Source organism: Acinetobacter sp. GQ146, from assembly GCF_059758585.1.
In genome coordinates this window covers 46,841-70,183 of record NZ_JCAXDV010000009.1, presented here as the reverse complement: position 1 = coordinate 70,183, position 23,343 = coordinate 46,841, and the positions used below count along the sequence as shown (strand labels likewise).

At 40.6% G+C, this 23,343-nt stretch carries 26 protein-coding genes; 18 read left to right on the top strand and 8 right to left on the bottom strand.

The window, feature by feature from the left end; genetic code table 11:
• The first annotated feature begins 57 nt into the window (after positions 1-57).
• Positions 58-675 carry a bifunctional phosphoserine phosphatase/homoserine phosphotransferase ThrH gene (gene thrH, locus AC6CHI_RS13945; protein WP_458893237.1) on the top strand — a complete coding sequence of 206 codons (618 nt, stop codon included), beginning with the start codon at positions 58-60 and terminating at the stop codon, positions 673-675.
• 63 nt (positions 676-738) lie between these two features.
• Here the strand turns inward: thrH and AC6CHI_RS13940 are convergent, their stop codons facing one another.
• The 3 genes from AC6CHI_RS13940 to ygfZ all read right to left on the bottom strand — a co-directional run bounded on the left by AC6CHI_RS13940 (position 739) and on the right by ygfZ (position 4,970).
• A complete protein-coding gene (locus AC6CHI_RS13940) occupies positions 739-1,956 on the bottom strand; it encodes an OmpP1/FadL family transporter (RefSeq protein WP_498121981.1) in 1,218 nt (405 codons plus the stop codon).
• A 337-nt stretch (positions 1,957-2,293) separates the two neighbouring features.
• Positions 2,294-3,796, bottom strand: a complete 1,503-nt coding sequence (locus tag AC6CHI_RS13935) for a long-chain fatty acid transporter (RefSeq protein ID WP_498121979.1) — start codon at positions 3,794-3,796, stop codon at positions 2,294-2,296.
• Positions 3,797-4,244: 448 nt separating this feature from the next.
• Positions 4,245-4,970 carry a CAF17-like 4Fe-4S cluster assembly/insertion protein YgfZ gene (ygfZ, locus tag AC6CHI_RS13930; RefSeq protein ID WP_498121978.1) on the bottom strand — a complete coding sequence of 242 codons (726 nt, stop codon included), beginning with the start codon at positions 4,968-4,970 and terminating at the stop codon, positions 4,245-4,247.
• A 299-nt stretch (positions 4,971-5,269) separates the two neighbouring features.
• On the opposite strand from ygfZ, the gene AC6CHI_RS13925 reads away from it, so the two are divergent.
• From AC6CHI_RS13925 to AC6CHI_RS13865, 13 genes are all read left to right on the top strand, one after another.
• The gene (locus tag AC6CHI_RS13925) at positions 5,270-6,157 is read left to right on the top strand and encodes a DMT family transporter (protein ID WP_498121976.1); all 888 of its coding nucleotides are present in this window, start codon (positions 5,270-5,272) and stop codon (positions 6,155-6,157) included.
• A gap of 598 nt (positions 6,158-6,755) precedes the next feature.
• On the top strand, positions 6,756-7,316 hold the full coding sequence (locus AC6CHI_RS13920) for a DUF4256 domain-containing protein (protein WP_498121975.1): 561 nt from the start codon (positions 6,756-6,758) through the stop codon (positions 7,314-7,316).
• Positions 7,317-7,360: 44 nt separating this feature from the next.
• The gene (locus AC6CHI_RS13915; protein ID WP_498121973.1) at positions 7,361-7,603 is read left to right on the top strand and encodes a DUF6868 family protein; all 243 of its coding nucleotides are present in this window, start codon (positions 7,361-7,363) and stop codon (positions 7,601-7,603) included.
• A 93-nt stretch (positions 7,604-7,696) separates the two neighbouring features.
• Complete coding sequence (locus AC6CHI_RS13910) at positions 7,697-8,401, top strand: DUF1003 domain-containing protein (protein ID WP_498121972.1); 705 nt, start codon at positions 7,697-7,699, stop codon at positions 8,399-8,401.
• Between the two features lie 137 nt (positions 8,402-8,538).
• Positions 8,539-9,204: an RluA family pseudouridine synthase gene (locus AC6CHI_RS13905; RefSeq protein WP_498121970.1), complete on the top strand. Its 666-nt coding sequence runs from the start codon at positions 8,539-8,541 to the stop codon at positions 9,202-9,204.
• An 83-nt stretch (positions 9,205-9,287) separates the two neighbouring features.
• Complete coding sequence (locus AC6CHI_RS13900) at positions 9,288-9,656, top strand: ribonuclease E inhibitor RraB (RefSeq protein ID WP_458893228.1); 369 nt, start codon at positions 9,288-9,290, stop codon at positions 9,654-9,656.
• A 111-nt stretch (positions 9,657-9,767) separates the two neighbouring features.
• Positions 9,768-10,214, top strand: a complete 447-nt coding sequence (locus tag AC6CHI_RS13895; RefSeq protein WP_498121969.1) for an SRPBCC family protein — start codon at positions 9,768-9,770, stop codon at positions 10,212-10,214.
• A 14-nt stretch (positions 10,215-10,228) separates the two neighbouring features.
• Positions 10,229-10,573 (top strand): DUF2004 domain-containing protein, encoded by a 345-nt coding sequence (locus AC6CHI_RS13890; RefSeq protein ID WP_498121968.1) that lies wholly within the window; start codon positions 10,229-10,231, stop codon positions 10,571-10,573.
• 33 nt (positions 10,574-10,606) lie between these two features.
• Positions 10,607-10,963: a DUF488 domain-containing protein gene (locus tag AC6CHI_RS13885; protein ID WP_498121967.1), complete on the top strand. Its 357-nt coding sequence runs from the start codon at positions 10,607-10,609 to the stop codon at positions 10,961-10,963.
• A gap of 130 nt (positions 10,964-11,093) precedes the next feature.
• Positions 11,094-11,438, top strand: a complete 345-nt coding sequence (locus AC6CHI_RS13880; RefSeq protein WP_498121965.1) for a zinc ribbon domain-containing protein YjdM — start codon at positions 11,094-11,096, stop codon at positions 11,436-11,438.
• 112 nt (positions 11,439-11,550) lie between these two features.
• Positions 11,551-11,925, top strand: a complete 375-nt coding sequence (locus AC6CHI_RS13875; protein WP_498121963.1) for a 5-carboxymethyl-2-hydroxymuconate Delta-isomerase — start codon at positions 11,551-11,553, stop codon at positions 11,923-11,925.
• A gap of 217 nt (positions 11,926-12,142) precedes the next feature.
• Positions 12,143-12,478, top strand: coding sequence for a YegP family protein (locus AC6CHI_RS13870; RefSeq protein ID WP_458893222.1), 336 nt, complete (start codon positions 12,143-12,145; stop codon positions 12,476-12,478).
• Between the two features lie 332 nt (positions 12,479-12,810).
• Positions 12,811-13,257: a YybH family protein gene (locus AC6CHI_RS13865; RefSeq protein ID WP_458893221.1), complete on the top strand. Its 447-nt coding sequence runs from the start codon at positions 12,811-12,813 to the stop codon at positions 13,255-13,257.
• 55 nt (positions 13,258-13,312) lie between these two features.
• Here the strand turns inward: AC6CHI_RS13865 and AC6CHI_RS13860 are convergent, their stop codons facing one another.
• A complete protein-coding gene (locus tag AC6CHI_RS13860) occupies positions 13,313-14,248 on the bottom strand; it encodes a tRNA dihydrouridine synthase (RefSeq protein WP_498121960.1) in 936 nt (311 codons plus the stop codon).
• A gap of 64 nt (positions 14,249-14,312) precedes the next feature.
• Positions 14,313-15,899: an ATP-binding cassette domain-containing protein gene (locus AC6CHI_RS13855; RefSeq protein WP_498121959.1), complete on the bottom strand. Its 1,587-nt coding sequence runs from the start codon at positions 15,897-15,899 to the stop codon at positions 14,313-14,315.
• Positions 15,900-16,362: 463 nt separating this feature from the next.
• On the opposite strand from AC6CHI_RS13855, the gene ampC reads away from it, so the two are divergent.
• Positions 16,363-17,529 carry a class C beta-lactamase gene (ampC, locus tag AC6CHI_RS13850; RefSeq protein WP_498121957.1) on the top strand — a complete coding sequence of 389 codons (1,167 nt, stop codon included), beginning with the start codon at positions 16,363-16,365 and terminating at the stop codon, positions 17,527-17,529.
• Positions 17,530-17,695: 166 nt separating this feature from the next.
• Here ampC and AC6CHI_RS13845 read toward each other — a convergent pair whose 3' ends face one another.
• Entirely contained in the window at positions 17,696-18,505 is an 810-nt protein-coding gene (locus AC6CHI_RS13845; protein WP_498121955.1) for a cytochrome C assembly family protein, read from the bottom strand.
• 138 nt (positions 18,506-18,643) lie between these two features.
• On the opposite strand from AC6CHI_RS13845, the gene ffh reads away from it, so the two are divergent.
• Positions 18,644-20,053 carry a signal recognition particle protein gene (ffh, locus tag AC6CHI_RS13840; RefSeq protein WP_458893217.1) on the top strand — a complete coding sequence of 470 codons (1,410 nt, stop codon included), beginning with the start codon at positions 18,644-18,646 and terminating at the stop codon, positions 20,051-20,053.
• An 82-nt stretch (positions 20,054-20,135) separates the two neighbouring features.
• On the opposite strand, the gene AC6CHI_RS13835 is transcribed toward ffh, so the two are convergent.
• Both AC6CHI_RS13835 and AC6CHI_RS13830 read right to left on the bottom strand, forming a co-directional pair.
• Positions 20,136-20,879: a type III pantothenate kinase gene (locus tag AC6CHI_RS13835; RefSeq protein WP_498121953.1), complete on the bottom strand. Its 744-nt coding sequence runs from the start codon at positions 20,877-20,879 to the stop codon at positions 20,136-20,138.
• Between the two features lie 9 nt (positions 20,880-20,888).
• On the bottom strand, positions 20,889-21,647 hold the full coding sequence (locus AC6CHI_RS13830) for a biotin--[acetyl-CoA-carboxylase] ligase (protein WP_498121952.1): 759 nt from the start codon (positions 21,645-21,647) through the stop codon (positions 20,889-20,891).
• Positions 21,648-21,675: 28 nt separating this feature from the next.
• On the opposite strand from AC6CHI_RS13830, the gene AC6CHI_RS13825 reads away from it, so the two are divergent.
• Both AC6CHI_RS13825 and AC6CHI_RS13820 read left to right on the top strand, forming a co-directional pair.
• Positions 21,676-22,485 (top strand): sulfite exporter TauE/SafE family protein, encoded by an 810-nt coding sequence (locus AC6CHI_RS13825; protein WP_498121951.1) that lies wholly within the window; start codon positions 21,676-21,678, stop codon positions 22,483-22,485.
• Positions 22,486-22,641: 156 nt separating this feature from the next.
• Complete coding sequence (locus AC6CHI_RS13820) at positions 22,642-23,337, top strand: GntR family transcriptional regulator (protein WP_498121949.1); 696 nt, start codon at positions 22,642-22,644, stop codon at positions 23,335-23,337.
• Positions 23,338-23,343: the final 6 nt, after the last annotated feature.

The following is a 23,343-nucleotide window of genomic DNA, read 5'->3' as shown; positions in this document are numbered from 1 at the left end:
ATCAAAAGTTGATGCTATTATAATCCAAATTTTTTTCATAGACAGTTGAGGGTAAGCATGGAAGTCGTATGTCTTGATTTGGAAGGTGTGTTAGTTCCAGAAATTTGGATTAACTTTGCGAAAAAAACTGGAATTAAAGAGTTGGAAGCAACTACACGCGATATTCCGGACTACGATGTGTTGATGACACAACGTCTGAATCTGTTAAAACAACATAATTTGGGTCTGGATGATATCCAGGAAGTGATTGCAGAAATGGGACCGTTCCCAGGGGCGAAAGAATTTGTGGAATGGGTAAGCACACATTTCCAATTAATTATTTTGTCTGATACTTTTTATGAGTTTGCGCATCCGTTGATGAAGCAACTGGGCTGGCCAACGATTTTCTGTCATAAGTTAGAAACTGATGAACAGGGCATGATTTCTGCGTATAAATTACGCCAACCGGACCAAAAACGTCAGGCGGTGAAAGCCTTGCATGGTTTGAACTTCCGTGTGATTGCGGCAGGTGATTCATATAATGACACCACAATGTTGGGGGAGGCAGATCATGGTTTCTTATTTGATGCACCAGATAATGTCATTGCTGAATTTCCGCAATTCCCACCAATCAATGGTTATGCTGCATTAAAAGAAGCGATTCGTAACGCTTCGGTACGTGATATTCCTGCTTAATTTTTAAAATTAATGCAAAAAAAGACGGACATATCAGTCCGTCTTTTTTCTAATTTCTAAATATTAGAATTTATAACCGACATTCAAGCCATAGGCGATAGCGTTATTATCGGTAAATGTGCCTGCTGCAGAATGAGCACCCGTAACGGCATCTGCATCACCCAACCAATAATATTTCACACCTGCACCGATGAAGTAATTTTCTGCAGGGGAGAAACGGACACCAGTGCCTACACTCCAGAAGCCTTCAGTTGGACCGAGTGTCGTCACAGGATTGCCTGCGCCAGAATCCCAGCCTACAGAGATATTAGAACTCCAACGATCGCTAAATTTACGTCCTAAACCTACAGTTGCAGAAATTTGGTCGTCTTTATAATCAATCAGGTTAAAGCCATTTGGTTTGTTAGGAACAAGATTATTTTGCCCTAAATACTGAGATAATTTACCAAATTGATAAGGTTGAACTTTGAATTTTGACCAATCGACCCAGCGTATATTTGCGAAAGCAACAGTATTAGCCATGATCCCAGTTTGGAAATCGATATTTACAGATTGCGGGGTTGTAAGAGTAGTTTCCGAATTAGTACTACTAATCGCTGAAATTACAGGAGTTAGCGGATTGTTCGGAATAGCTGTAGAGCCAAAATTCTCATAAGCATTCATTTTATGTTCAATTTCAGCACGATATGTTACTGATGCTTTTAAAGCAATTTCAGGAATTTGATAGGCAACCCCAGCTAACCAGCCAACAGACTCATCTTCACCTGTTCTAAAATCATAACCATTGAAAACGCTATAAGTTTTACCACGAAGTAAGACGGTTCCATCTACCGTTTGATAAACAGCACCTGCATATAAATTCCAGTTCTCATTCGGTTGATAACCCACTAATAAATTTAGGTTTTGAGTATCTACAACAACAGATGTTCCACCTTCAAAAGGAGCAGCTCCATTTTGAACAAAATTATTATTACCAGAGTATTCTGCATCTGCACCATAAGGTTGATCGTAAATTAGGCCGATAGAGACGTGGTCGGTAGCTTGAATTTTCAAAGCGGCATGAGGGAAGTAATAGTCACTTGCCATGTCACCAGTATTCTGATTGTCTTTATCTTTGCCTGAAACATCTGGATCTAGAATAGAAATACCCGCTTCAAAGTAGTTTCCCGGCTGTAGAAAAGCCGCAATCGATTGACCAGAACGATCAAGACCTGCTGCAAATGTAGATGTGGTTGGAATCAGACTGAGTAAAATTGCTTTTTTAAGGATGCTAAGCTTCATGGATATTTTCCCTGATATCGCTTTGTAACTAAAAGTGAAGGGAAAGTAACATAAATTAAAAAAGAGTAAATGCACTAGGGCGTTTACTTAATGAACTGATTAATCTATAAAAAGGACTTGAATAGAGTAAAAGTACTAATGGTACGCATGTATATTAATGATTTTTATATAAAAAAATAGAGTAATTAATTTATTTTTCGCATAAGAATGTAAATTTGACCATTTGTTTAAATTAACAACATTTGAGTTTTAATAGTGAAATTCAAAAATAGAAAATGATACTTTTTGCCAAAAAAAGACCATCTGATAAGATGGTCTTTTTAAATTTTCTTTTAACTTAGAAGCGATAGCCTAGTTTCAAGCCATATGCAATCGCATTATTATCAGAGAACTCTGCAACATAATCACTGCCACCAGCTTGAGCACCAGTTTGTGCTTTGGCATCACCTAACCAGAAATACTTCACGCCGCCAGCAATAAAGGTTGCAGGAGTTGGGCTATATTGAACACCTAAGCCAAGGTTCCAGTAACCTTCTGTTGGACCAAGCGTTGAGACTGGATTACCCGCGCCAGAGTCCCAACCTACAGAAACGTTTCCAGCCCATTGTTGATTCAATTTACGACCTAAACCAACGTTTGCAGACCATTGGTCATCTGAATATTCTACAAGTGAAAAGCCATTTGGACGATTGACTAAAGGACCAACAGCTTCTGAAACTAGCCCGAATTTATATGGTGTAATTGAGAAATCTTTCCAGTTCACCCAACGTAAGTTAGCAAAGGCCACGGTATTTGCCATAATACCTGTTTGGAAATCTAAGTTTACAGACTGAGGAGTGGTGATTTTAGTTTCACCACTCGCTGAAGCAATCGCTGCTGCTGCTGCTGCACCATTCGGTAGTAATGCAAGAGCTGGTAAAGTCGGAATATTTTCATTTAGTGTTGCGTGGTGATCAATTTCCGAGCGATAAGTGATCGAGGCTTTGAGTGCAATTTCAGGAATTTGATAGGCAACACCTGCTAACCAGCCATAAGCACCATCTTCTGGAATTGATGCATCATAACCATTATATAGGCTGTATGCTTGACCACGAAGTGAAACGCTACCTTTGATCGTCTGGTAAACAGCACCACCATAGATGTTCCAGTTTTCTGTTGGTTGATAACCTAGAATAAAAGATAGGTTTTGAGTATCAACTTCAACCTTTGTATTCCCTGTACCTAACAACCCATTCACATTTGCTAGACCAGCATCTACAGCTGAGGTTACACCAGCCAGAACACCCGCATCAATTTGAGATTTGACGGTAGCATTACTATTATATGCTGCTAAAGTATTTGCATAAGCCGTTTGGCCTGCAGCAGTTGATAAATCTACGCCTTGAGCCGTTAGGGCGGCACCAACACGCTGTTCAGCACTAAGGCTATTAAAAGTATTGTTAATTGTACTTTGACGAATTGCTGCTAGAGACTCAGGTGCGAGAATTGTGTTGCTAGAATCAGAGACAAAAATATTTTCACCGGTGTACTCTGCCTCAGCACCATATGGCTGATCGTATATAATACCAAAAGAGAAGTTTGACGTTGGTTGAATTTTTAACGCTGCGCTTGGAAAATAATAATCACCTGCCATATCGCCAATTTCGCGATTTGTAGACGCGGAGCCACTTTCTTTACCAGATACATCTGGATCAAGTACTGAAATCCCTGCTTCAAAATAGTTGCCAGGTTGTAAGAATGCCGAAATTGATTGTCCTGAACGGTCAAGAGCCGCTGCAAATGCTCCAGCTGTTGGTAATGCTGCGAGAATCATTGCGGTGGTTAGCGCTTTTAATTTCATTCTTTCATCTTCCCTTGAGGTACACGATTTTTTAAGTATGTTTATGTAAAATCTGGAATTTTTTGGTAGGTCCGACCAAAATTATCTTGTTACTCCATGTGACAAAAATATCACAATTAAAATAAGAGTAAATGCTCTAGGAGAACTGATTAGTTCAAAAAAGAAGCGAAATAGAGTAAAAAGCCTAGTTTTTATCAGGTGATTGATTTTAAGATATTGAATTATATAGCTTTAAACTTGTAAATGTAGATTTTAGGTTAAAATGCAATTGTTTGAAAAATAACCAAAACTAGGTATTTATTTTTTATTTTAAGGTGGAGTCGATCTCAAAATGAAGAGATATTTCGGGAATAGTTTTGACTAAGTGATTATTTTTGATATTGAATTCAGAATTTATGCATAGATCGTATACTTTTGATATACGATCTATAGCTGAATGTTTGAAATATTAATGACTTGGTCTTGCAACATCACCGTTTAAAGCTTCTGGTAAAGAGTGAATTTGTAATCCCATCTCCACAATTGCTGTTGGTTTGGCTACCACTAAGGCTTTATAACCCGAATCGAGAGCAATACTATTCACCACTTCTATATCATTATTCAGTTGAGACACAGGCGCTGGAGCATCCCCTTGACCTTGTACACAATGCAGCCAATGTTTAGGTTTTGCTTTAAACCAAAGACGTGCCACAATTTCCTGTCCCAAATAACAACCTTTGTCGTAGTGTACGCCTTCACGCTGATGTAAACGGAGCTCTTGTGGCTGAAATTCATGTTCGGTACTTTGACATATCCAAGCTTGTCCCGTTTCAATGGCGTGTAATTGCCAAGCTTGAATATCGGTTTCTGTGGTTGAGAATTCAGTATGTATGTCGACAATTGTTGGAAATACTGTGCCGATTGATTCCAGTTTTATCTTGGAAAATGCACCGAATTTTTTAATGTGCTTAGCAAACTCTTCAGCTTGGTCAGTAGTAGTCACAATTTCGAAGCTTTCATCGTTGATTTTTTTTAACCAGAGTCCGAAGTGAATACGACCTTTTAAGTCGCAAATTGCAGTATAGCGAGTTTGGTTTGCAATTAGACGTTCGACATGAACGGTGACTTGACCTTGTAGAAATTTTTGCGCGTCTACACCTTGAAGGGTGAAAGCCGTAAATGCAAGAGTACTCATGAGATGCTCGCTTCAACAATGTATATAAGAATTAATTCGCTTAATTTTCCACTATTTTGCTTGAAATTGCACATCGGCTTTGCGGGAATATTTATAAGGCAAAGTAATGCCAATAATTGATACAAAGATTTGCTCACAGGGTTAATTTTGCCACTTCTATATGAAATGCCCAAACAAAGATCTGGAGAGATTGCGGGTCATCCATCTCTGTGCCTCAGGTCATTAAATTTGAGCGAAGGCTCGTAAAGTTTAATTGAAGCGAGTAAATTATCGACTCATTTAGTTTTGAAGTTGAGCTTATGTCATTGGCGTGGGTGTTGTTTACCATGATGGCTGCATTTATGCAGGCGTGGCGTAATGCTTTTCAAAAGCAACTCAGTAGCAGTGTGGATGTCTATGGCACGACCCTTGCCCGATTTCTATTTTCTCCAATTTTTGCACTCAGTTATCTGGCATTTTTATATACTCAGCAGCCTGTAACGCAAGCAGTCAGTTTTTCCACCCAATTTTGGTTATATGTGGTATTGGCTGCACTGAGTCAGATTTATGCCACGGTTTTAATGGTAAAGCTGTTTCAGCAAAAGAATTTTGCCATTGGTATTGGGTTGGCCAAAAGTGAAGCTATTTTAGCTGCATTAATCGGGGTCATCTGTTTGCAAGAACACTTGACTGTATGGGGATGGCTAGGTGTCCTGATCGGTGCGATTGCGGTATTTTTATTAAGTAAGGGCAGCCAAAATAATCAACTTTCCTTGGAAACCTTGGGGATTGGTTTAGGGAGTGGCTTATGTTTTGCGATTACTTCCTTATTGGTGCGTGAAGCCAGCCTAGAGTTGAATATGCTGCCTTTCTTGCATCGAGCAGCATGGGTCCTGTGCATATTAATCAGCTTTCAATGCCTTATTATGCTGCTTTATTTAAGTCTATTTAGCCGAAAGACTCTGCTTCACATGTGGCAACGCTTAGGACTGACATTCAAAGTGAGTGTCTGTAGTTTCTTGGCTTCTTTGGGGTGGTTTAGTGCCATGAGTATGCAAACTGTGGCGTTGGTCAAAACCTTAGGACAAATCGAAATTTTATTTAGCTTATTGATTTCGGCATTTTTCTTTAAAGAAAAATTAGCGCGTTCAGATCATTTCGGTCTGTTTCTGGTTATTCTGGCCGCCATTATGGTGATTTGGGCATAGAGCAGTCGCTCTGTTATGTTTTAGGTTTGGTAAAAAAACGCAAATAATGACTAAAAGTGAAATTAATATCTGATTAAATTTTACTAAATGGAAATTAATTCTTTTAATTTTTTATATTGTGGGAAAAATGCTTAAAAATGGTGGAAAATTTTAATTTTTAGGAAAACAATCCCAGTCGAAACTACCTACACTATATCTCAAGGGTGTGATAGGGATCGGAAAGAGTAGATTGCTACCAGTTGCGTACAACGTGAGTGTAGTACTTACCCAAAAGGTCTCGATTCGGCTTAGGACGCTATAAACCAAAAGTTTATAGGCACAAGGTTATGACTTACAAAGTCATGGTTGTTGAAGTAAACCACTGATGTTTTCCCTTGACACCCTAAAAAAATTTTTAGAATAAAATCCAAGAAAAACATAATAATAAAAACTTAACTTTATAAAACGACTCCATATTTTTTTAACTCACAATACAATTTGCTCCCTGCAAAACTGCTGCGTTCATGCGGCTAAATTACAAATTTAGACGAAGCCCAGACATCACTTTAATTAATATAAAATGATAATAATGCTGATTGTGAAAATAAGAAGAATGTCGATGCCTGATTTTAAGCAAGTTACTTTAAGTGATCATGAATTATTGGCGTGTTTAAAGCAGCGCTTTGAGCAGCATCGTGCATGGCATGCAGATATGACATGGGAAACTATCTTCATGAAACTTCAGGCAAACCCCAGCAAACTGCAAAGCTTGCATTGGATGGAGCAAACTGGTGGTGAACCTGATGTGATTGCGTATGATCAGCAAAAAGATGCCTATCTATTTATCGATTGTGCGGCAGAAAGCCCGAAGGGGCGACGCAGTTTATGCTACGACGCAGAGGCCCTGGCAAGCCGCAAGCAACATGCACCGCAAGATAGTGCAGTCAATTTGGCTGAGAAAATGGGTACGATGCTTTTGAACGAACAGCAATACCGTCAATTACAACAACTCGGCAATTTTGATACTAAAACCTCAAGTTGGATTCTGACCCCAAAGCAGATTCGAGGGCTGGGAGGAGCGTTGTTTGGTGACCGCCGATATGGGCAAGTGTTTACCTATCATAATGGTGCTGAGTCTTATTATGCTGCACGAGGTTTTAGAGTCATGCTTAGTGTTTAGTTGCGTGATAGATACTTTAAATGAATTTCTGAGAGGTGAAGGCGATGAATATCGAGCTATTGCGTCAAGGTTTGGGCTGGTCCTTAGTCATTAATTATCTGATTTTATTTATTTGGTTTTTTGCCTTTATTTATGCGCGACCTTGGATGAAGCGTTTACATGGACGCTGGTTTAACCTGAATGATCAAACTTTTGATGCAATTCATTATGTATCGATGGCGGTCTATAAAATTCTGATTATTGTGTTTAATTTAGTTCCGCTCATTGTGTTGTTTCTGCTGGATTAACGTTCAGAAATTTATTGCAGCGTCTTTTTGAGAATGCTCAATTGGCAGAGAAAATTGCTATGATCAGGATAAAAGTCCAAATAACTTAAAAAGATGATCGATAAACAAAACCAAGCTCACCATTGTCTGGTCTGTAAAAAGCCATTTCCCAATAAAGCCCTCGTTTCTGGTCATATCATTCGGGATGTCATCAGTGATGAAATTCAAAAAGACTATCCTGAATGGTCGGTGGACAGTTTTATTTGTCATCCAGATTTGACACATTACCGTATTCAATATGTGCATTCATTGCTGAAATCGGAAAAGGGTGAGCTGACCAGTTTGGAGCGTGAGGTGATTAGCAGTATGCAGCACCATGAACTGATCAGTAAAAATATAGAAACCGAATTTGATCAGAACTGGACTTTCGGAGAAAAGCTAGCGGATAAAATCGCCACGTTTGGGGGAAGCTGGACATTTCTAATCTGTTTTGCAATTTTTCTGGTGCTGTGGATTCTGTTGAATACAGTGGTGTTATTGGTTCACCCTGTTGATCCTTATCCTTTTATTCTATTGAATTTGGTCTTGTCCTGTTTGGCTGCAATTCAGGCTCCGATTATTATGATGAGTCAAAATCGGCAGGAAGCCAAAGACCGTTTGCGCTCACAGCATGATTATCAAATTAACCTCAAGGCCGAATTAGAGATCCGTCATTTGCATGAAAAAATGGATCATCTGTTGTCCCATCAATGGGAACGTTTGGCGCAAATTCAGGAAATCCAACTGGATTTATTGACCGAAATGAATAAAAAACGCTAAGTTTTAAAACTTCTTCGCGCTTCAATATAAGCCAAAAGCGGAGTTTGGCGTGGATGTAGAAGTGTGATTAAGGCAAAAATTGACAGCATGTATTGGGCTTGATATTTTGCCTTGGTTTTTCCCAATTGCTGTTTCCCATGCCTTTAAATGACCAGTTTGTTTATGCCCCGCCCCAAGAGCCTTTGGTGATTTTGTATGAAGATGCAGACTTGGTGATGATTAATAAGCCAGCAGGATTACTGTCTGTACCAGGGCGCTTGCCAGAGCATCATGACAGTGCCTATTTCAGAGTGTTGGCTCAGTTTCCTGATGCGAAAATTACCCATCGTTTAGACATGGCAACTTCAGGTATTTTGATGTTTGCCAAGCATCGTGATGCAGAGGTCGCAGTCAGTAAAATGTTTCAAGCGCGAACAGTCACTAAGCATTATCAGGCATTGGTGCAAGGTAAAATTCAAGCTTCAGGCAGTGTCGATGTGCCATTGATTACAGACTGGGAAAATCGGCCACGTCAGATCGTGCATTTTGAATTAGGAAAAGCTGCTAAAACGCTGTTTGAAGCTTTGGAGTATGATCAGCAACAGGACATTAGCCGAGTGTTATTGACCCCGATTACAGGACGTTCGCATCAACTTCGGGTTCATATGCAATATATTGGACATCCAATTACTGGAGATAAGTTATACCATCCTGAACCTGCGCAAAGCCCGTTAAAACGGATGGCATTGCATGCCAGTCATTTAAGCTTTACCCAACCCTTGAGTGGTGAACTGGTGGATGTGCAGTCTGTGCCTGCTTTCTAAAAATATCTATTTGGGGGCTTAAACTGTCATAAAATCATGCTAAATTACGTCTAATTAATAAGCAAAAAAACAGGGACACACGCATGAGCCGCAATTATGAATTATTTCCTGATGATGATAACGGTAACGTACTTTGGCAGATGTATGAAGATGGCAATGACTTAACCGAGTTGCATGAAATTGAATTTTCAATTGTTTTTACCACACAAGAGCAGGCAGAAAAATGTGCTTTGCACCTGCTGCACGAAGAACAAAAAATCTCGTTGTTTCAAGAAGAAGTGAAAAATGACGGCAGCGATTTATGGGTGTTGAACATTCATGTGAATATGATTCCTGAATATCAAGATGTGCAAGATTTAGAAGAGTGGTTTGTTAAAATTGCCGAAATGTTCCAAGGTGAATATGATGGTTGGGGCTGTCTAAGCTATCTCTACGATTATGATGACGAATAGCCGCAGCTACTCAAGGGCGTGGTTTATGTGTAATGCATACTCAAGTTATACATAAGCCCCCCAAACTTGCCGTACACTAATCAAAACGAAATAATAAAAAATAGGTGTCTCATGTCGAATACGGTTCAATTACATCGAGTCTTTCAAGCACCGCCTGAGCGTGTTTATCGTGCTTTTACGACCGCAGATGCTTTGGTTAAATGGATGGCACCGCACGGTTTTACTGCCCATGTCGAGTTGCTTGAAATCAAGCCTGAGGGCAAATATCGAATGTATTTCACCAATTTTTCTACAGGCACTCGGATTGGTTTTGGTGGCACCTATCATGAAGTTATTCCAAATGAATTGTTGCGTTATACGGATCAGTTTGAAGATCCCAATATGCCTGATTTAATTGAGGTGGTCGTACAATTTAAAGCAGTTGCGGTAGGGACTGAGATTCAGATTACACAATCGGGCATTCCAGATACCATACCCGCAGAGGCTTGCTATTTGGGATGGCAGGAATCTTTACAACTATTGGCATTACTGATTACTCCTGAAATACCCGATGGATAGAAGGCAAGGATGCGATGCAAAATTTTAATAATTTTAAGGAACGAGAACAAAAAGCTAAAAAAGCCATTTGGCAAACTTATTTGCAAGATGCGGCACCAGATAATCAAGTCCGATTATATGTCGAGCACCATTTGCAAGAAATTGCTCCGAAATACTGGCAACATCATACGGGGCTGACTCGTCCTGATGCAAAGCAAGTGATTGAGTTATTATCTACGCAGCGATTTTTAGATTTTCACTCGGTCGAAGAAAATGATGATTCGATTGATTTTAGTTTGCCAGACAACGTCACTGATTATGTGCTGTGTGTTTCATTTGATGAAGATGGCGATGTTGAAGACATTAGCATGGAAAGTTAAATACCAGGCTTTTATGCTGAGTAAAGGACGTTGATGCAAATACAGATTAAACGGGTCTATAGCCCCGTTTCCCCCGAGGATGGTATTCGAATTTTAGTCGACCGTTTATGGCCACGAGGAATTACAAAAGATCAAGCCAAGATCGATCTTTGGCCCAAAGCCATTACGCCTTCTACAGCACTCAGGCAGTGGTATCATCAGGATTTGAGTCAATGGGAAGCATTTCGAGCAAAGTATTTACTTGAATTGGCCCAGTCTCCAGAGATTTTGGCAGAGCTACGCACTCTGGCGGTGGACAATACGCTCACACTCATCACTGCGGCAAAAAATGAAACGCATAACCATGCGCTTGTGTTAAAAGCCTTACTTCTGCAACAGCATTCTGATTAAATTTGGTTATAAACCGATGGGTGTGACATCTATTTGTTTGGGAAATAAGTCTTACAAAAACTAGGGTTTTATCCTGCTTTCTATTACACTTAGTCCGATATTATTTCAATTTAGATCATTTGAGTTTTTTATGTCTTTACCGAATTGCCCGAAATGCCAATCAGAATATACCTATCAAGATGGCGATTTATTGATTTGTCCAGAATGCTCGCATGAGTGGAAAGAAGGCGAGAGCAGTGCCAACGAAGAAGTGATTCAGATTAAAGATGCCAATGGCAATCTACTCAGTGATGGTGACTGCGTGACCGTTATCAAAGATCTGAAAATCAAAGGCTCATCCTCTGTGGTGAAAGTAGGCACCAAGGTCAAGAATATCCGTTTATTGCCTGAAGCCAGTGATGGGCATGATATTGATTGTAAAGTTGATGGCATTGGTGCGATTAAACTGAAATCTGAATATGTGAAAAAAGTTTAATACGGTTCTGCTAATCTCTGGTGCAGGGCATAATCCTCTACGCTTGATCCTTGCATCAGGGATTGATTAACAGCAAGATAGAGTTCAGTTTTAAACAATCCGAGCTTAATGCATGCCGCACATTCATTTGGAATATTCTAATAATTTAACAGCGTTTCAACCCCAACCCATTTTACTGGGTTTAAATCAGGCCTTACTGGCGACAGGACATGTAAAAGCAGCAACAGACATTAAAAGTCGTGCCGTAGCTCAAACCGATTTTGTGATTGGACTTGGGGAAACTTCTCAAGCTTATGTGCATGTGAAAGTCTCCTTACTGTCGGGACGTGATTTAGCCACTAAAAAAGAAATTTCGGATCAACTCTTGCTTGCCTTACAACAATTGCTGCCTGCTCAGCCGGATTTAACTGTGCAGCTTTGTATTGAAATCCTAGAAATGGAAAAAGCTTGTTACGGCAAAACAATTATTCCAGCGCAAACACTTTAATTGCTTGATGCATTTTAAGATTCCCTCATCAAAGGGTTATTTTATTTTGCCCTAAAATAGCCCAGTTTGAATGCGGAGTGCCGCAGAGTAGTATAGGCTAGCCAGACGTTGAGTAAAAATGCTCTTTTTTGTTGAATAAAAGTCATTTATATTGCTTAGAACTTAAATCTTTTTAAGCAACAATAATTACATTTAAAACAACAAGAGGTATTTTAATATGTCTGGATGGTTTGAATTGAGTCAAGCAAAAGATGGTCAATATCGTTTTGTGCTAAAGGCTGGTAATGGGGAAGTTATTTTAAGTAGCGAATTATATAAAGCCAAGCCTTCCGCGCATGTGGGAATAGAGTCGGTGCAGAAGAACAGTGGGCTCGACAGTCGCTATGAACGCCTGATTGCCAGTAATGGCAAACCTTATTTTAATCTGAAAGCTGCGAATCATCAGGTGATTGGCACCAGTCAATTTTATGCTTCAGAACAATCACGAGAAAAGGGCATAGAGTCGGTCAAAAATAATGGTTGCGTGACAACAATTAAAGATTTAACGCATTAATGTCGAGTGATCTGGATGAAGCATGTCGAGTGGCATGCTTTTTTATTATTGGGGGTTGAATAAAAAGCTCAAGTATAAGAAAGGATTGTCGGTACAATTCAAATTGTGCTTTATTCCACGATTCTTTTTCGCTATAGTTTTTTTAGTGTGATGGAATTCACATATCGGTTCATGAGGGTTGTAGGGAGTGCACCTTCAAAAAACTGTGTCGAATGCAGCGTCAATGTTGCTGAATCATTGGGATATGTATAGATATGTCTTGCCGTCTTAATGTCGTCAGATTTAATGTTTATGCTGCATCTATATTTGATGCACTGTAAAGGAATGACACCATGACCATAGAAATTACGGGTGATAAAGAAAGTGCCCATGCAGTCTTATCCATGCTTAAGCAATGGGATGCGGCTGTCGAGAGAATGGACATTCAAGCGCTGGCTGATCTGTGTATGGAAGATGTTAGTTTGATTGATGTGAGTACACATCTCACAGGTATTCAAGCCTATAAACAACTCTGGAATCGTTATTTACCGATCATTTCAGGCAATATTCGGGTGTATCGTGAAGCGATCAAACTTATTGCCCAACCTGAACTCGCTGTGCTGCATTGTTTTTCTAAGGTCGATCAAATAGATGCAATACCCAATTTAGAGGTGTTCTGGTGTCGCACCACCATTTGCTTTCAAAAAGTTGGTGATTCGTGGAAAGTCGCGCATCAACATATTTCCATGCCTATTCAACTGGAAACGGGACGCCCGATTTTACTCAGTGAAGTGAGTTAATGGTAAGAACGCTTAAAAATCATGAGCGATCAATGCGCTCATGATGATCAATATTTCAAGCTGAGGCGTTTTCTAGCTTTTGGATGATTTCGCCAAGTTGTTTAATGCGTTTCACTTCATCCCAAAGTAACTTGGCTTCTGGATAATGCTTGGACATCATGCCGAGCCATTGTTTGTAACGTCCGAGCATACCAATTTCAGTTTTGGCAGGGCCATTAATAAAGCGAATTTGTAAGGCCAGTAAATCTTGCCAATTGAGTAAAGGCATGTCCGAGTTTTGACGAATACATTGGGTCAAATCGGGGGTGGTGACCGCACCACGTCCAATCATTAAATCTTCACAGCCTGATTCAAGGCGACACTGTTTGGCATCAGCATTGGTCCAGATTTCACCATTTGCAATCACATTAATTTTCAAGGCTTCACGAATCGGTTGTAATTGGTCCCAAAACGCAGGTGGGGTGTAACCATCGGCTTTGGTTCGTGCATGTACCGTCACCCAAGATGCGCCAGCTTCTTCAATGGCATGTGCATTGTCGAGCATGAAATGACGGTCCATATAACCCAAACGCATTTTTGCCGATACGGGAATATGCTGAGGAACCGCATCTCGCACCGCCTTGACCAATTCATGTACCACTTCAGGTTCATCCAGTAAAACTGATCCACCGCGGTGACGGTTTACGGTTTTGGCAGGGCAGCCAAAGTTCATGTCGATGGCAGGTGCTCCCAGCTCAACGGCTCTGACCGCATTGGCTGCCAGCATTTCAGGATTATTTCCCAAAAACTGCACATGCACAGGCGTCCCCGCAGCGGTTTTACCCTCTGTTTTTAATTCAGGGCAAAAGTTGTAATAAATGTGATCGGGCAGGACGGTATCAGTAACCCGGATAAACTCGGTCACACACCAGTCAAAGCTGCCGACGGATGTTAAAACATCACGCATAATCGGGTCAGTTAAGCCTTCCATGGGTGCAAGAATGAGTTTCACGGTTTGAGTCACCAGTTAAATTTGAAGAACGGTGTTATACGCAAATCCGATCACGCTGTCTAGTCTAAGGTGTTTGGGTTAAATCGAAATAGTTTTCAATCTGTGTCTCCTCGATAAAGGCATCATCATGCGAAACTAAAATAACCGCCCCTGTAAAATCGCGTATAGCCTGTGCCAACAGTTGTCTTGAGTCGATGTCGAGATGATTTTCGGGTTCGTCCAGTAACAGTAAGTCCACAGGCTGTGCTGCGAGACTGATACACAGTAAAGCGACTTTGAGTTGTTCACCGCCACTGAGTAGTGAGATGGGAAGCAGAGCCTTATCTCGTCGAATTCGAAGTTGCCCCAATTGATTCCGACACTCCTCATCGGACAAAGACGGATTCAATAATTGTAAATTGTGTACCGCATTCAGTTCTGGATCCAGTAGGCTAAAGTTTTGATCTAAATATAACGATGCTCCACGCTTAAAAATGTCTCCCGATTGAACATGACTATGATTTTGAATGGCACGAAGTAGGGTCGACTTACCTGAACCATTTTGGCCGCGCAGTTGGATTTTTTCTCCGTTGTGTAAGGCGAAAGAAATAGGCGAGATAGAAAGTGTTGCTAAACCCACTTCTTTCAAACGAAGAATTTCACCTGTTTGTTTAGGTTGAAAATGGAAATCAAACTTTTGTGACTTAATCTGTTCTAGTTGCTGCTGCTTGTTTTTGAGCTCATCTTGCGCTTGTTCCTTTTGGCGAAGTTGTTGCTGCGCGACTCCCGATAAGGTTTGACTCGCACGTTCTTTTTTAAAGTCGAGTAGGATTTTGGCTTGAGAACCAGAGCTTCGTAATTTCTTCCCAGACTTTTGCCTTTTCTGAGCTTTCATGCGCTGCCCATGCTGTTGGACTTGTAATTGTTTTAGTTCGCGTTTCTCTTGCGAGATATTGTGTTGTAGTGCCTGCTGTTGTTGCTCTGCTTGTGACTGATACTCGGCATAGTTGCAACGGAAGTGTTGCAAACCAAAATCATTTAAAACATACGTATTGGAGATTTGATTTAACAATGTGCGGTCGTGGCTAATGACTAAACAGCCCGCAGGATGCTGAAGGATTTTTTGACTTAACCATGCACGACTTGCATGGTCTAAGTGATTACTGGGCTCATCAAGAAGTAAATAATGCTCAGTTTGTAAAAAAAGGCGACACAGTGCCAGTTTAGTTTTCTGACCTTCACTCAGTTGAGAAACTGAGCTAGATAGATCTGTAGGTAAGTTTGCACTTTCTAGCAATTTCAACCATTCAGTGGGTTGATGCCATGCATGTTCGACGCAGTCATAGTCTTCAAAGCTCGCAGTCGATTGTTCAATACGTTGAAAACTTGCATGTAAGTCAGCAATATTAAGGGCTTCGGCAAGCGTACAGTTGCTTAAACGCTCGAGCTGACTTAAGTAGGAAAATGGCATATGCCAAATCACTTCGCCACTCGCATAATTGGGCATGTGCGTCTGAGTGAGTAGCGACATTAATATTGATTTGCCTTGACCATTGCGTCCGATCAGAGCTGAACATTGGGCAGCGGGCAATTCAAAGTTTAAATGTTGAAAAAGTGGTTCATGAGCAAATTGAACGCTGATATTTTTTACAGTACAGGCCTGTTGGGTCATTGAAGACTCCTTTATACAGGACATACAAAATAAATTTTTATAGAGATATAGAGTAGTAAATAAGTTTATTTTGCACGTCAGAAAACAAATAAAATAGATTTGACGGAAAATAAGACTTACTTCATTGGCGTTACTCTAAATTGGAAGAAGGGGAGTAAATATTTAGCCAGTATAACAGATGGATAAAAAATGATCCATTTGATTATCTTTCTTATGTACTTAAGGTTTATCGATCAGTGCTATTGGTTAGGGAATATTGTCATACACTAGTCGAAGCTTCCTGTAGATGTGAATACAACCCACACGATTGGTTAAGTGAGGCTTTTGTAAGTGCGTGGATGAGTTTTAATGTTATTTCGCATAACGCCCACTTCATTAAATAGAAGGGGTAAGGATTTATTACAGAAAATATATTAGATAAGTGAGAACATTGTTATTTGTATTATTGAGGCTAATAGCAGGAATGTTATCTAAAACCCAAAAACTATTTAAAACTAGTCTCTTTACCTTAGCTGTGGGATGTAGTATTCATTCAAATGCATATGAAATAGAAGCAAATCAAAAAGATATTGAAACTGCTGTTAACCAGTCATTTAAACCACTTATGGAACAGTATGGTGTGGCAGGAATGGCGATAGGCGTCATCTATAAGGGAGAAAACTACGAACACTATTATGGTCTTCAATCAAATAATGATAATAAAAAAGTAGATAGTCGGACTATCTTTGAGTTGGGTTCTGTCAGCAAGCTTTTTACTGCAACCGCGGGTGCTTATGCTAAGGCTCAAGGAAAATTATCTTTTAAAGATCATCCAAGTCAATATTGGCCAGCTTTAAAGAATTCAGAAATTGATAAGGTGAGTTTGCTGGAATTAGCGACCTATACTAGCGGTAATTTACCTTTACAATTTCCTGATTATGTTAAAACAGATGAGCAAGTTTTAGACTATTTTCAAAATTGGCATATAAAAAATCCTTCTGGTAAATATCGTCAATATTCAAACCCAAGTATTGGATTGTTTGGCGAGTTAACAGCAAGATCAATGAAAGTCCCTTTCCCATCATTACTAGAACAGGTGATTTTTCCAAGTCTTCATTTAAAAAACACTTATGTGAACGTTCCAGAGGAACAGATAGAACATTATGCTTTTGGGCATGATCAAAAGAATAATCTTATTCGAGTTAATCCTGGTGCATTAGATGCTCAAGCATATGGAGTTAAATCTACACTTCCAGATATGCTGAGTTTTTTAAACTCAAATTTGGATGTAGAAAAAAATAGTTCAAAGATAAAGACAGCCATTTTAGAAACGCACAAAGGCTATTTCAAGCTTGGAAACATGACTCAGGCGCTTGGGTGGGAGACATTCTCTTATCCGACTACCTTAGAAATTTTGCAAGAGAGCAATTCTGAAAGTGTTGTTATGCAATCAAATCCAGTTATAAATGATATTAGTCAGTCAAAATCCAAAGTTTTTCATAAAACTGGTTCTACCAATGGTTTTGGAACTTACGTTCTTTTTATTCCTGAAAAAGGCTTTGGGCTAGTCATGTTAATGAATAAAAGAATACCAAATGAAGAACGGATAAAAGCGGCATATAACGTATTCAACACAGTAAAAAGTATTTAAGTTTTTCTAAAATCAACAGAATACACCTTATACGAAATGCACTATTGAGTGCACTTAAAAGCAATGGATTACGGATTAAAGAAAAGCCCAATTTATATAAACTGGGCCTTCCTATTGAATCTATATGTTCCACATATTTAATAAGGCAAGTTAAACAAAAAAAGCCTTATTTCCCCAAAATCATTTCCAAGACAAACTTAGAACCAATAAAACCAACGGCCAAAAGGAAAAAGCCAATTAGGGTAAAGCGAATCGCTTTTTGCCCACGCCAGCCAAACTTGTAATGACCAATTAGCAGGGAACCATACACAAACCATGAAATAATACTGAACGCCGTTTTATGCGCTAAATGCTGGGCAAAAAAGTCTTCAATGGTGAAGAAGCCAAACAGTAAAGCTACGGTTAAAAGAATAAAGCCGGTATGGATCAAATCAAATAACAACGATTCCATGGCTTGAAAAGAGGGCAGTAGATTGACCCAAATGCGTTTCTTTTGCTTGTTTTTCAGTTCACGGTTTTGAAACCATAAAATCACGGCTTGTATGGTTGCCATCAGCAAAACGGCATAGGCCGATAAAGACAAAATAATATGAATATCTAAACTGACGGAGTGCTGTTCAATAAACTGGTCTGGCTTACTAAAGGCAAAGCCTAGAATGAGACCTGTAGCTGCGACAGGAATACCAATTAAATTTAACGCCAGAATCGGGCGATAAGTACTAAAAATCAGACTCAGCAGCAGCATCAAGCCTGAGGTAAAGGACATGAGGACAAAAACGTCATAGTTGACCCCCAGTGGTGTAATCATGTCGTGATACAGAACGCCTGCATGCAGCAGCAGACCTAAACCTAAAATCACGCCAATAAACCAGTGGTTTGGTTCACGTTTCGACATTAAATGCAGGAATAAATACCAAAAGGAGGTGGTATAGGCAATTAAAGCCAAAATGGTATAAACCAAGGGAAGACTAATCATGTCAAACCTTTTTCAGGATGATGAATATTCATTTATATAAATTCGACTCGAACTACAGTATCCTATAGCATCTTATGCATAAATTTTCTATTTTAAGAAAGATTTTTTTGCTACTGGCTATTTTAAGCGGATTTTGCAATGTTTGATACCTTAACAGAACGACTCACGCAGAGTTTAAGAAATGTTACTGGCTCAGGGCAGCTAACCGAAGATAATATTAAAGATACGTTACGTGAAGTACGTATGGCACTTCTTGAAGCCGATGTTGCGTTACCTGTAACTCGTGAATTCATCGCGAAAGTTAAGGAAGAAGCATTAGGCCAGGAAGTGATGACGCAGTTATCTCCTGGGCAAGCCTTCGTTAAAATTGTTTATAACGAATTAACCAAGATGATGGGTGAGGCCAATGAAAGCCTCGACCTCGCAGCCAAACCGCCAGTGGTCGTGCTTCTTGCAGGTTTGCAAGGTGCAGGTAAAACCACGACTGCGGCAAAATTGGCACGTTTTTTACAAGAACGTCAAAAGAAAAAAGTCGCAATGGTGTCTGCGGACGTTTATCGTCCTGCGGCAATTAAACAGCTACAAACTGTAGCGGGCGAAGTTGGCGCGATTTTCTTTGAATCGAATGCCAATGAAAAGCCAATTGATATTGCTAACCGTGCGATTGAACAAGCCAAAATCCAGTTTGCGGATGTCTTGATTGTCGATACCGCAGGTCGTTTACATGTCGATGAAGACATGATGGGCGAAATTAAAGAGCTGCATGCTGCGATTAAGCCGACTGAAACCTTGTTCGTGGTTGATGCCATGACGGGTCAGGATGCGGCAAATACAGCCAAAGCCTTTAATGATGCTTTACCGTTAACCGGTGTCATCCTGACTAAGACTGATGGTGATGCACGTGGTGGTGCGGCACTTTCAGTTCGTGCCATTACCGGCAAGCCAATCAAATTCTTGGGTATGGGCGAAAAGCTCGATGCCTTAGAGCCATTCCATCCTGAGCGTGTTGCACAACGTATCTTGGGTATGGGTGACGTACTTTCTTTGGTCGAAGAAGTTGAACGTAAAATCGACAAAGAAAAAGCCGAAAAAATGGCGAAAAAATTGCAGAAAGGCGGAAGCTTCAACTTTGAAGACATGCTCATGCAATTTGAACAAATGAATAAAATGGGCGGCATGATGGGCTTCTTGGACAAGTTGCCTGGCATGAGCAATTCAGGTATTCAAGATGCGATTGCGCAAGCGAACCCTGAAAAGCAAGTTAAGAAAATGGAAGCGATTATTCAATCGATGACCATTAAAGAACGCCGTAACCCAGACTTGATGAACCCGAGCCGTAAAAAACGTATTGCAGCTGGCTGCGGTATGGAAGTGACAGAAGTGAACAAACTCATCAAACAACACGCGCAAATGGCGAAAATGATGAAGAAGTTTGCGAATCCATCGGGTATGGCAAAAATGATGCGTTCACTGGGTGGCTTACAAAAGCAATTTGGTGGTGGCGGTGGCATGGGGCCTTTGTTTGGCAACAATGACCAGAAAAAATAATGCTTTAAATTGATGTTAAAAAAAGGTGCTTGATGCACCTTTTTTTATGATTCAAGATTACTTTTCAGATTTTTCAGATTTTTCAGGCTTTAATGCTTTTAGCTTGATGACGCATGTAATGCTGTAAACCTTTTAGTAGTAAATCTGCTTCTACAATCGGTTGATACTGCTGTAAATGTTGCGCAAACAATTCCGCATCACCACCCGTCAACACCAACTGCCGTGGTGAGTGCTGCATCACGCGTTCAATGGTACTGAGTAAACCTAAGAAAATGCCATGATGTACAGCATCAATGGTATTTCGCCCCGGACTGAGTTCTTCAAATGCAGCATCTGGGATTTTAATACCTTTGGTATTTTGAATCAGTGAATCCCGTTGCAAATACAAATTAGGAACGATATATCCGCCTAAGTGTTGTGTCCCATGGGTAAGGTCAATCGTCAAGGCTGTACCGCAACTAATTACACAGAGGTCTTGATCTGGATTGGCGACCGCCAAAACTTGTAGCCAGCGGTCTATTCCCAATTGTTTTGGATCATCATAACCGCATTTTAAACCTGCATATTCAGTATGTACTTTGGCGAAGATTACAGGTACTGCTAAGCGTTCCAGAATGGTTTGGATTCGTTGATTATTTTCCTGATCCAGTACCGATGAGACGCCCACTTGCTGAATGTTCAAACCTTGAAAATGCTGGATTAAACCAAGTAATAAATCGGCAGGAGACTGTAGATGCAGTTCAGCCGCATGATCCACAATTTGATTCTGTTCAGTCAGCCAATATTTGAGTCGGGTATTGCCAATATCGAGCCATAAACTTTTCATTACATCATCCTATTCGGTTGCTGTACTGAGTCGTAAACGACCTTGGTAAAAACTTTGTCGGCCAGTTTCAGTTTCGAGCAATACTGCGCCATCGTCCTGAATACCGACAAAAGTCCCCGAGCACAGACCAGTACTATGTTCGAATTCGACGGCTTGTTGCTGAAAAGCGGCATAGCGATTAAAACGCGCGGCCAAGTTATAGCTTTGGTGATCAAACCATTCTCCAGCACGGTGAATGGCTAAATAGAGTTCTGCAATCAAATCTATACGGGAACTAAGTTGTAGCCCCAGCTCGGTGAGTGAAGTCACTTGTTGATCAATGCTGGTATCAGCCACAGGCGCAATATTGAGTCCAACCCCGACAATGACCTGGTTGGGACTGATAGGCTCAATCAAAATACCGCCCCATTTACCTTGCACACTGTACAGGTCATTCGGCCATTTAATTTGCAAGTTGAGTTGCTCTAGACTCGGCATGTGCAGAATATTGAGCGCAACTTCTAGAGCTAAACGTCCATCTATTGCTGTTCGTGTATTGAGCAATGTGCTTAAATACACGTTTCCTTCGGGTGACACCCATTGACGTTGTCGCTGTCCTCTTCCTTGCGTTTGTTGTGCACTGCAAACCAATGCACTGTGTATTCCTTTTTGTGCAAGTTCACGCACATCATCATTGGTCGATGTGGTGGTCGGTTTTAGCAGCAGGACTTCTGGGAGTTGTTGTGCGGCCTGAAGTCTTTGTTGTAGTTGGCGAGTTTCGGCATCCATTTGAATCTAGGCATAGTGGAAAATATTTATGGAGTTAATCATATATTTACTGATTGGTGCAATCGCAGGATTTACCGCAGGGCTGTTTGGAGTCGGTGGCGGTCTGATCATTGTTCCGATTCTGTATATTGTATTTACTCAGTTGCACTATGATCCTGCTGTAATTATGCATATGGCGCTGGGCACATCCTTGGCGACCATTATTGTAACTTCTTTCAGTTCGGTTTCTGCACATCATAAACAAGGTGCGGTGTTGTGGTCGGTATTTCGCAATTTAGCTCCAGGGTTAGTCATCGGCTCTTTTTTGGGGGCGGGCATTGCGGATTTATTGCCGGGACAAGGTTTGCAACTGATTATTGGTTTTTTTGCCCTTTGGGTGGCTTATCGCATGTTTAAAGGGGCAAAAGCCCAAGTGGATACCTCGAAGCAGTTACCTTCGACAGCCAAACAGATGCTCGCGGGTGGTGGAATTGGGGTTGCCTCGGCAATTTTTGGCATTGGCGGTGGTAGCTTAACCGTCCCTTATCTGAACCGTCACGGGGTAGTCATGCAAAAAGCGGTGGCGACGTCTGCGGCTTGTGGTTTACCGATTGCTGTTGCAGGTGCCTTAGGTTTCATCTGGTTTGGTGCCAAAGCGCAGGTTAATGTACCGAATACCATTGGTTATATTCATGTCTATGCATTTTTAGGCATCAGTTTGATGAGTTTTATGACCGCTAAACTTGGTGCAAAAGTTGCACATCAATTGTCACCAGCAATGCTCAAGCGCTGCTTTTCAGGATTGTTGACGACGGTGGGGCTTTATTTTATTTACCAAGGTTTTTCAAAATTATTCTAAAGATTTGTGATAATTTTTGCTGTTTGAATTGGCTTTTTAGACATAATATTGTCTGACAATGACATGGTGCCAGACCGTTGAAATCAGTTAAAACTATGACATCGGTGGAATGATGTATTTGAGATTGCATCTTAATAAAAACAAGATAGGAAAAGTATGCAACAAGAAGAAATAGAAAGCCTGTCCGAGCAAATTGCCAAACATATTAGTGAGCAAATCATTAGTGGCGAATTGGTCGAAGGTGAGCGCATTCAGGAGCTCAGAATTGCCAAAGAACTGGATGTGAGTCGTGGTTCGGTGCGCGAGGCCTTGTTGCTCTTGGAGCGCACGCATCTGATTCAGATTTTTCCGCGGCGTGGAGCGATAGTTTCAGAAATGTCGGCACAACAGGTGCGTGCATTATTTGACAGTTGTGCCATGCTTGCGGGGCAGATTGTGCATCGCATTGCGGAAACTTGGCGGCAGCATGAAGCTGAACAGTTTCAGCGGTTAATGGAGCAGATTCAAGAAGAATGCCGACAAGGACATACCGAGAAATTCTATGATTTAATTTTTCAATATTTTGCCCAACAGCAGGATATGGTGGCGAATCCTTATTTAATGAATTTTTATCAGGAGTTGTTGCCTTCCATTCGTCGCAGTTATTTCTTAACCTTAAATACATCGCGCAGGGAGTTACAAGAGTCGTTTGAGTTGTTTAAATTGGTGAGTGATGCAATTTTAATCCGAAAATCACAACAAGCCACTTTATTTATGGACGATTTTTGCCGACACTTGCGTAACTTGGTGTTGGAATCTCTAACACGCATGAAACAAATCGAATTAGCATGGGCGCGTCGTTCACGACGTTAACAGGAC

What these genes read in the sequence shown, in the direction of transcription:
- AC6CHI_RS13835 (WP_498121953.1), bottom strand. Translation starts at nt 20,879, where the DNA reads ATGAAAAGTTTATGGCTCGATATTGGCAATACCCGACTCAAATATTGG.
- AC6CHI_RS13915 (WP_498121973.1), top strand. Translation starts at nt 7,361, where the DNA reads ATGAATATCGAGCTATTGCGTCAAGGTTTGGGCTGGTCCTTAGTCATT.
- AC6CHI_RS13910 (WP_498121972.1), top strand. Translation starts at nt 7,697, where the DNA reads ATGATCGATAAACAAAACCAAGCTCACCATTGTCTGGTCTGTAAAAAG.
- AC6CHI_RS13865 (WP_458893221.1), top strand. Translation starts at nt 12,811, where the DNA reads ATGACCATAGAAATTACGGGTGATAAAGAAAGTGCCCATGCAGTCTTA.
- AC6CHI_RS13925 (WP_498121976.1), top strand. Translation starts at nt 5,270, where the DNA reads ATGTCATTGGCGTGGGTGTTGTTTACCATGATGGCTGCATTTATGCAG.
- AC6CHI_RS13830 (WP_498121952.1), bottom strand. Translation starts at nt 21,647, where the DNA reads ATGGATGCCGAAACTCGCCAACTACAACAAAGACTTCAGGCCGCACAA.
- thrH (WP_458893237.1), top strand. Translation starts at nt 58, where the DNA reads ATGGAAGTCGTATGTCTTGATTTGGAAGGTGTGTTAGTTCCAGAAATT.
- AC6CHI_RS13885 (WP_498121967.1), top strand. Translation starts at nt 10,607, where the DNA reads ATGCAAATACAGATTAAACGGGTCTATAGCCCCGTTTCCCCCGAGGAT.
- AC6CHI_RS13890 (WP_498121968.1), top strand. Translation starts at nt 10,229, where the DNA reads ATGCAAAATTTTAATAATTTTAAGGAACGAGAACAAAAAGCTAAAAAA.
- AC6CHI_RS13900 (WP_458893228.1), top strand. Translation starts at nt 9,288, where the DNA reads ATGAGCCGCAATTATGAATTATTTCCTGATGATGATAACGGTAACGTA.
- AC6CHI_RS13895 (WP_498121969.1), top strand. Translation starts at nt 9,768, where the DNA reads ATGTCGAATACGGTTCAATTACATCGAGTCTTTCAAGCACCGCCTGAG.
- AC6CHI_RS13870 (WP_458893222.1), top strand. Translation starts at nt 12,143, where the DNA reads ATGTCTGGATGGTTTGAATTGAGTCAAGCAAAAGATGGTCAATATCGT.
- AC6CHI_RS13940 (WP_498121981.1), bottom strand. Translation starts at nt 1,956, where the DNA reads ATGAAGCTTAGCATCCTTAAAAAAGCAATTTTACTCAGTCTGATTCCA.
- AC6CHI_RS13845 (WP_498121955.1), bottom strand. Translation starts at nt 18,505, where the DNA reads ATGATTAGTCTTCCCTTGGTTTATACCATTTTGGCTTTAATTGCCTAT.
- ampC (WP_498121957.1), top strand. Translation starts at nt 16,363, where the DNA reads ATGTTATCTAAAACCCAAAAACTATTTAAAACTAGTCTCTTTACCTTA.
- AC6CHI_RS13855 (WP_498121959.1), bottom strand. Translation starts at nt 15,899, where the DNA reads ATGACCCAACAGGCCTGTACTGTAAAAAATATCAGCGTTCAATTTGCT.
- AC6CHI_RS13875 (WP_498121963.1), top strand. Translation starts at nt 11,551, where the DNA reads ATGCCGCACATTCATTTGGAATATTCTAATAATTTAACAGCGTTTCAA.
- AC6CHI_RS13820 (WP_498121949.1), top strand. Translation starts at nt 22,642, where the DNA reads ATGCAACAAGAAGAAATAGAAAGCCTGTCCGAGCAAATTGCCAAACAT.
- AC6CHI_RS13935 (WP_498121979.1), bottom strand. Translation starts at nt 3,796, where the DNA reads ATGAAATTAAAAGCGCTAACCACCGCAATGATTCTCGCAGCATTACCA.
- AC6CHI_RS13880 (WP_498121965.1), top strand. Translation starts at nt 11,094, where the DNA reads ATGTCTTTACCGAATTGCCCGAAATGCCAATCAGAATATACCTATCAA.
- AC6CHI_RS13825 (WP_498121951.1), top strand. Translation starts at nt 21,676, where the DNA reads ATGGAGTTAATCATATATTTACTGATTGGTGCAATCGCAGGATTTACC.
- ygfZ (WP_498121978.1), bottom strand. Translation starts at nt 4,970, where the DNA reads ATGAGTACTCTTGCATTTACGGCTTTCACCCTTCAAGGTGTAGACGCG.
- ffh (WP_458893217.1), top strand. Translation starts at nt 18,644, where the DNA reads ATGTTTGATACCTTAACAGAACGACTCACGCAGAGTTTAAGAAATGTT.
- AC6CHI_RS13920 (WP_498121975.1), top strand. Translation starts at nt 6,756, where the DNA reads ATGCCTGATTTTAAGCAAGTTACTTTAAGTGATCATGAATTATTGGCG.
- AC6CHI_RS13905 (WP_498121970.1), top strand. Translation starts at nt 8,539, where the DNA reads ATGCCTTTAAATGACCAGTTTGTTTATGCCCCGCCCCAAGAGCCTTTG.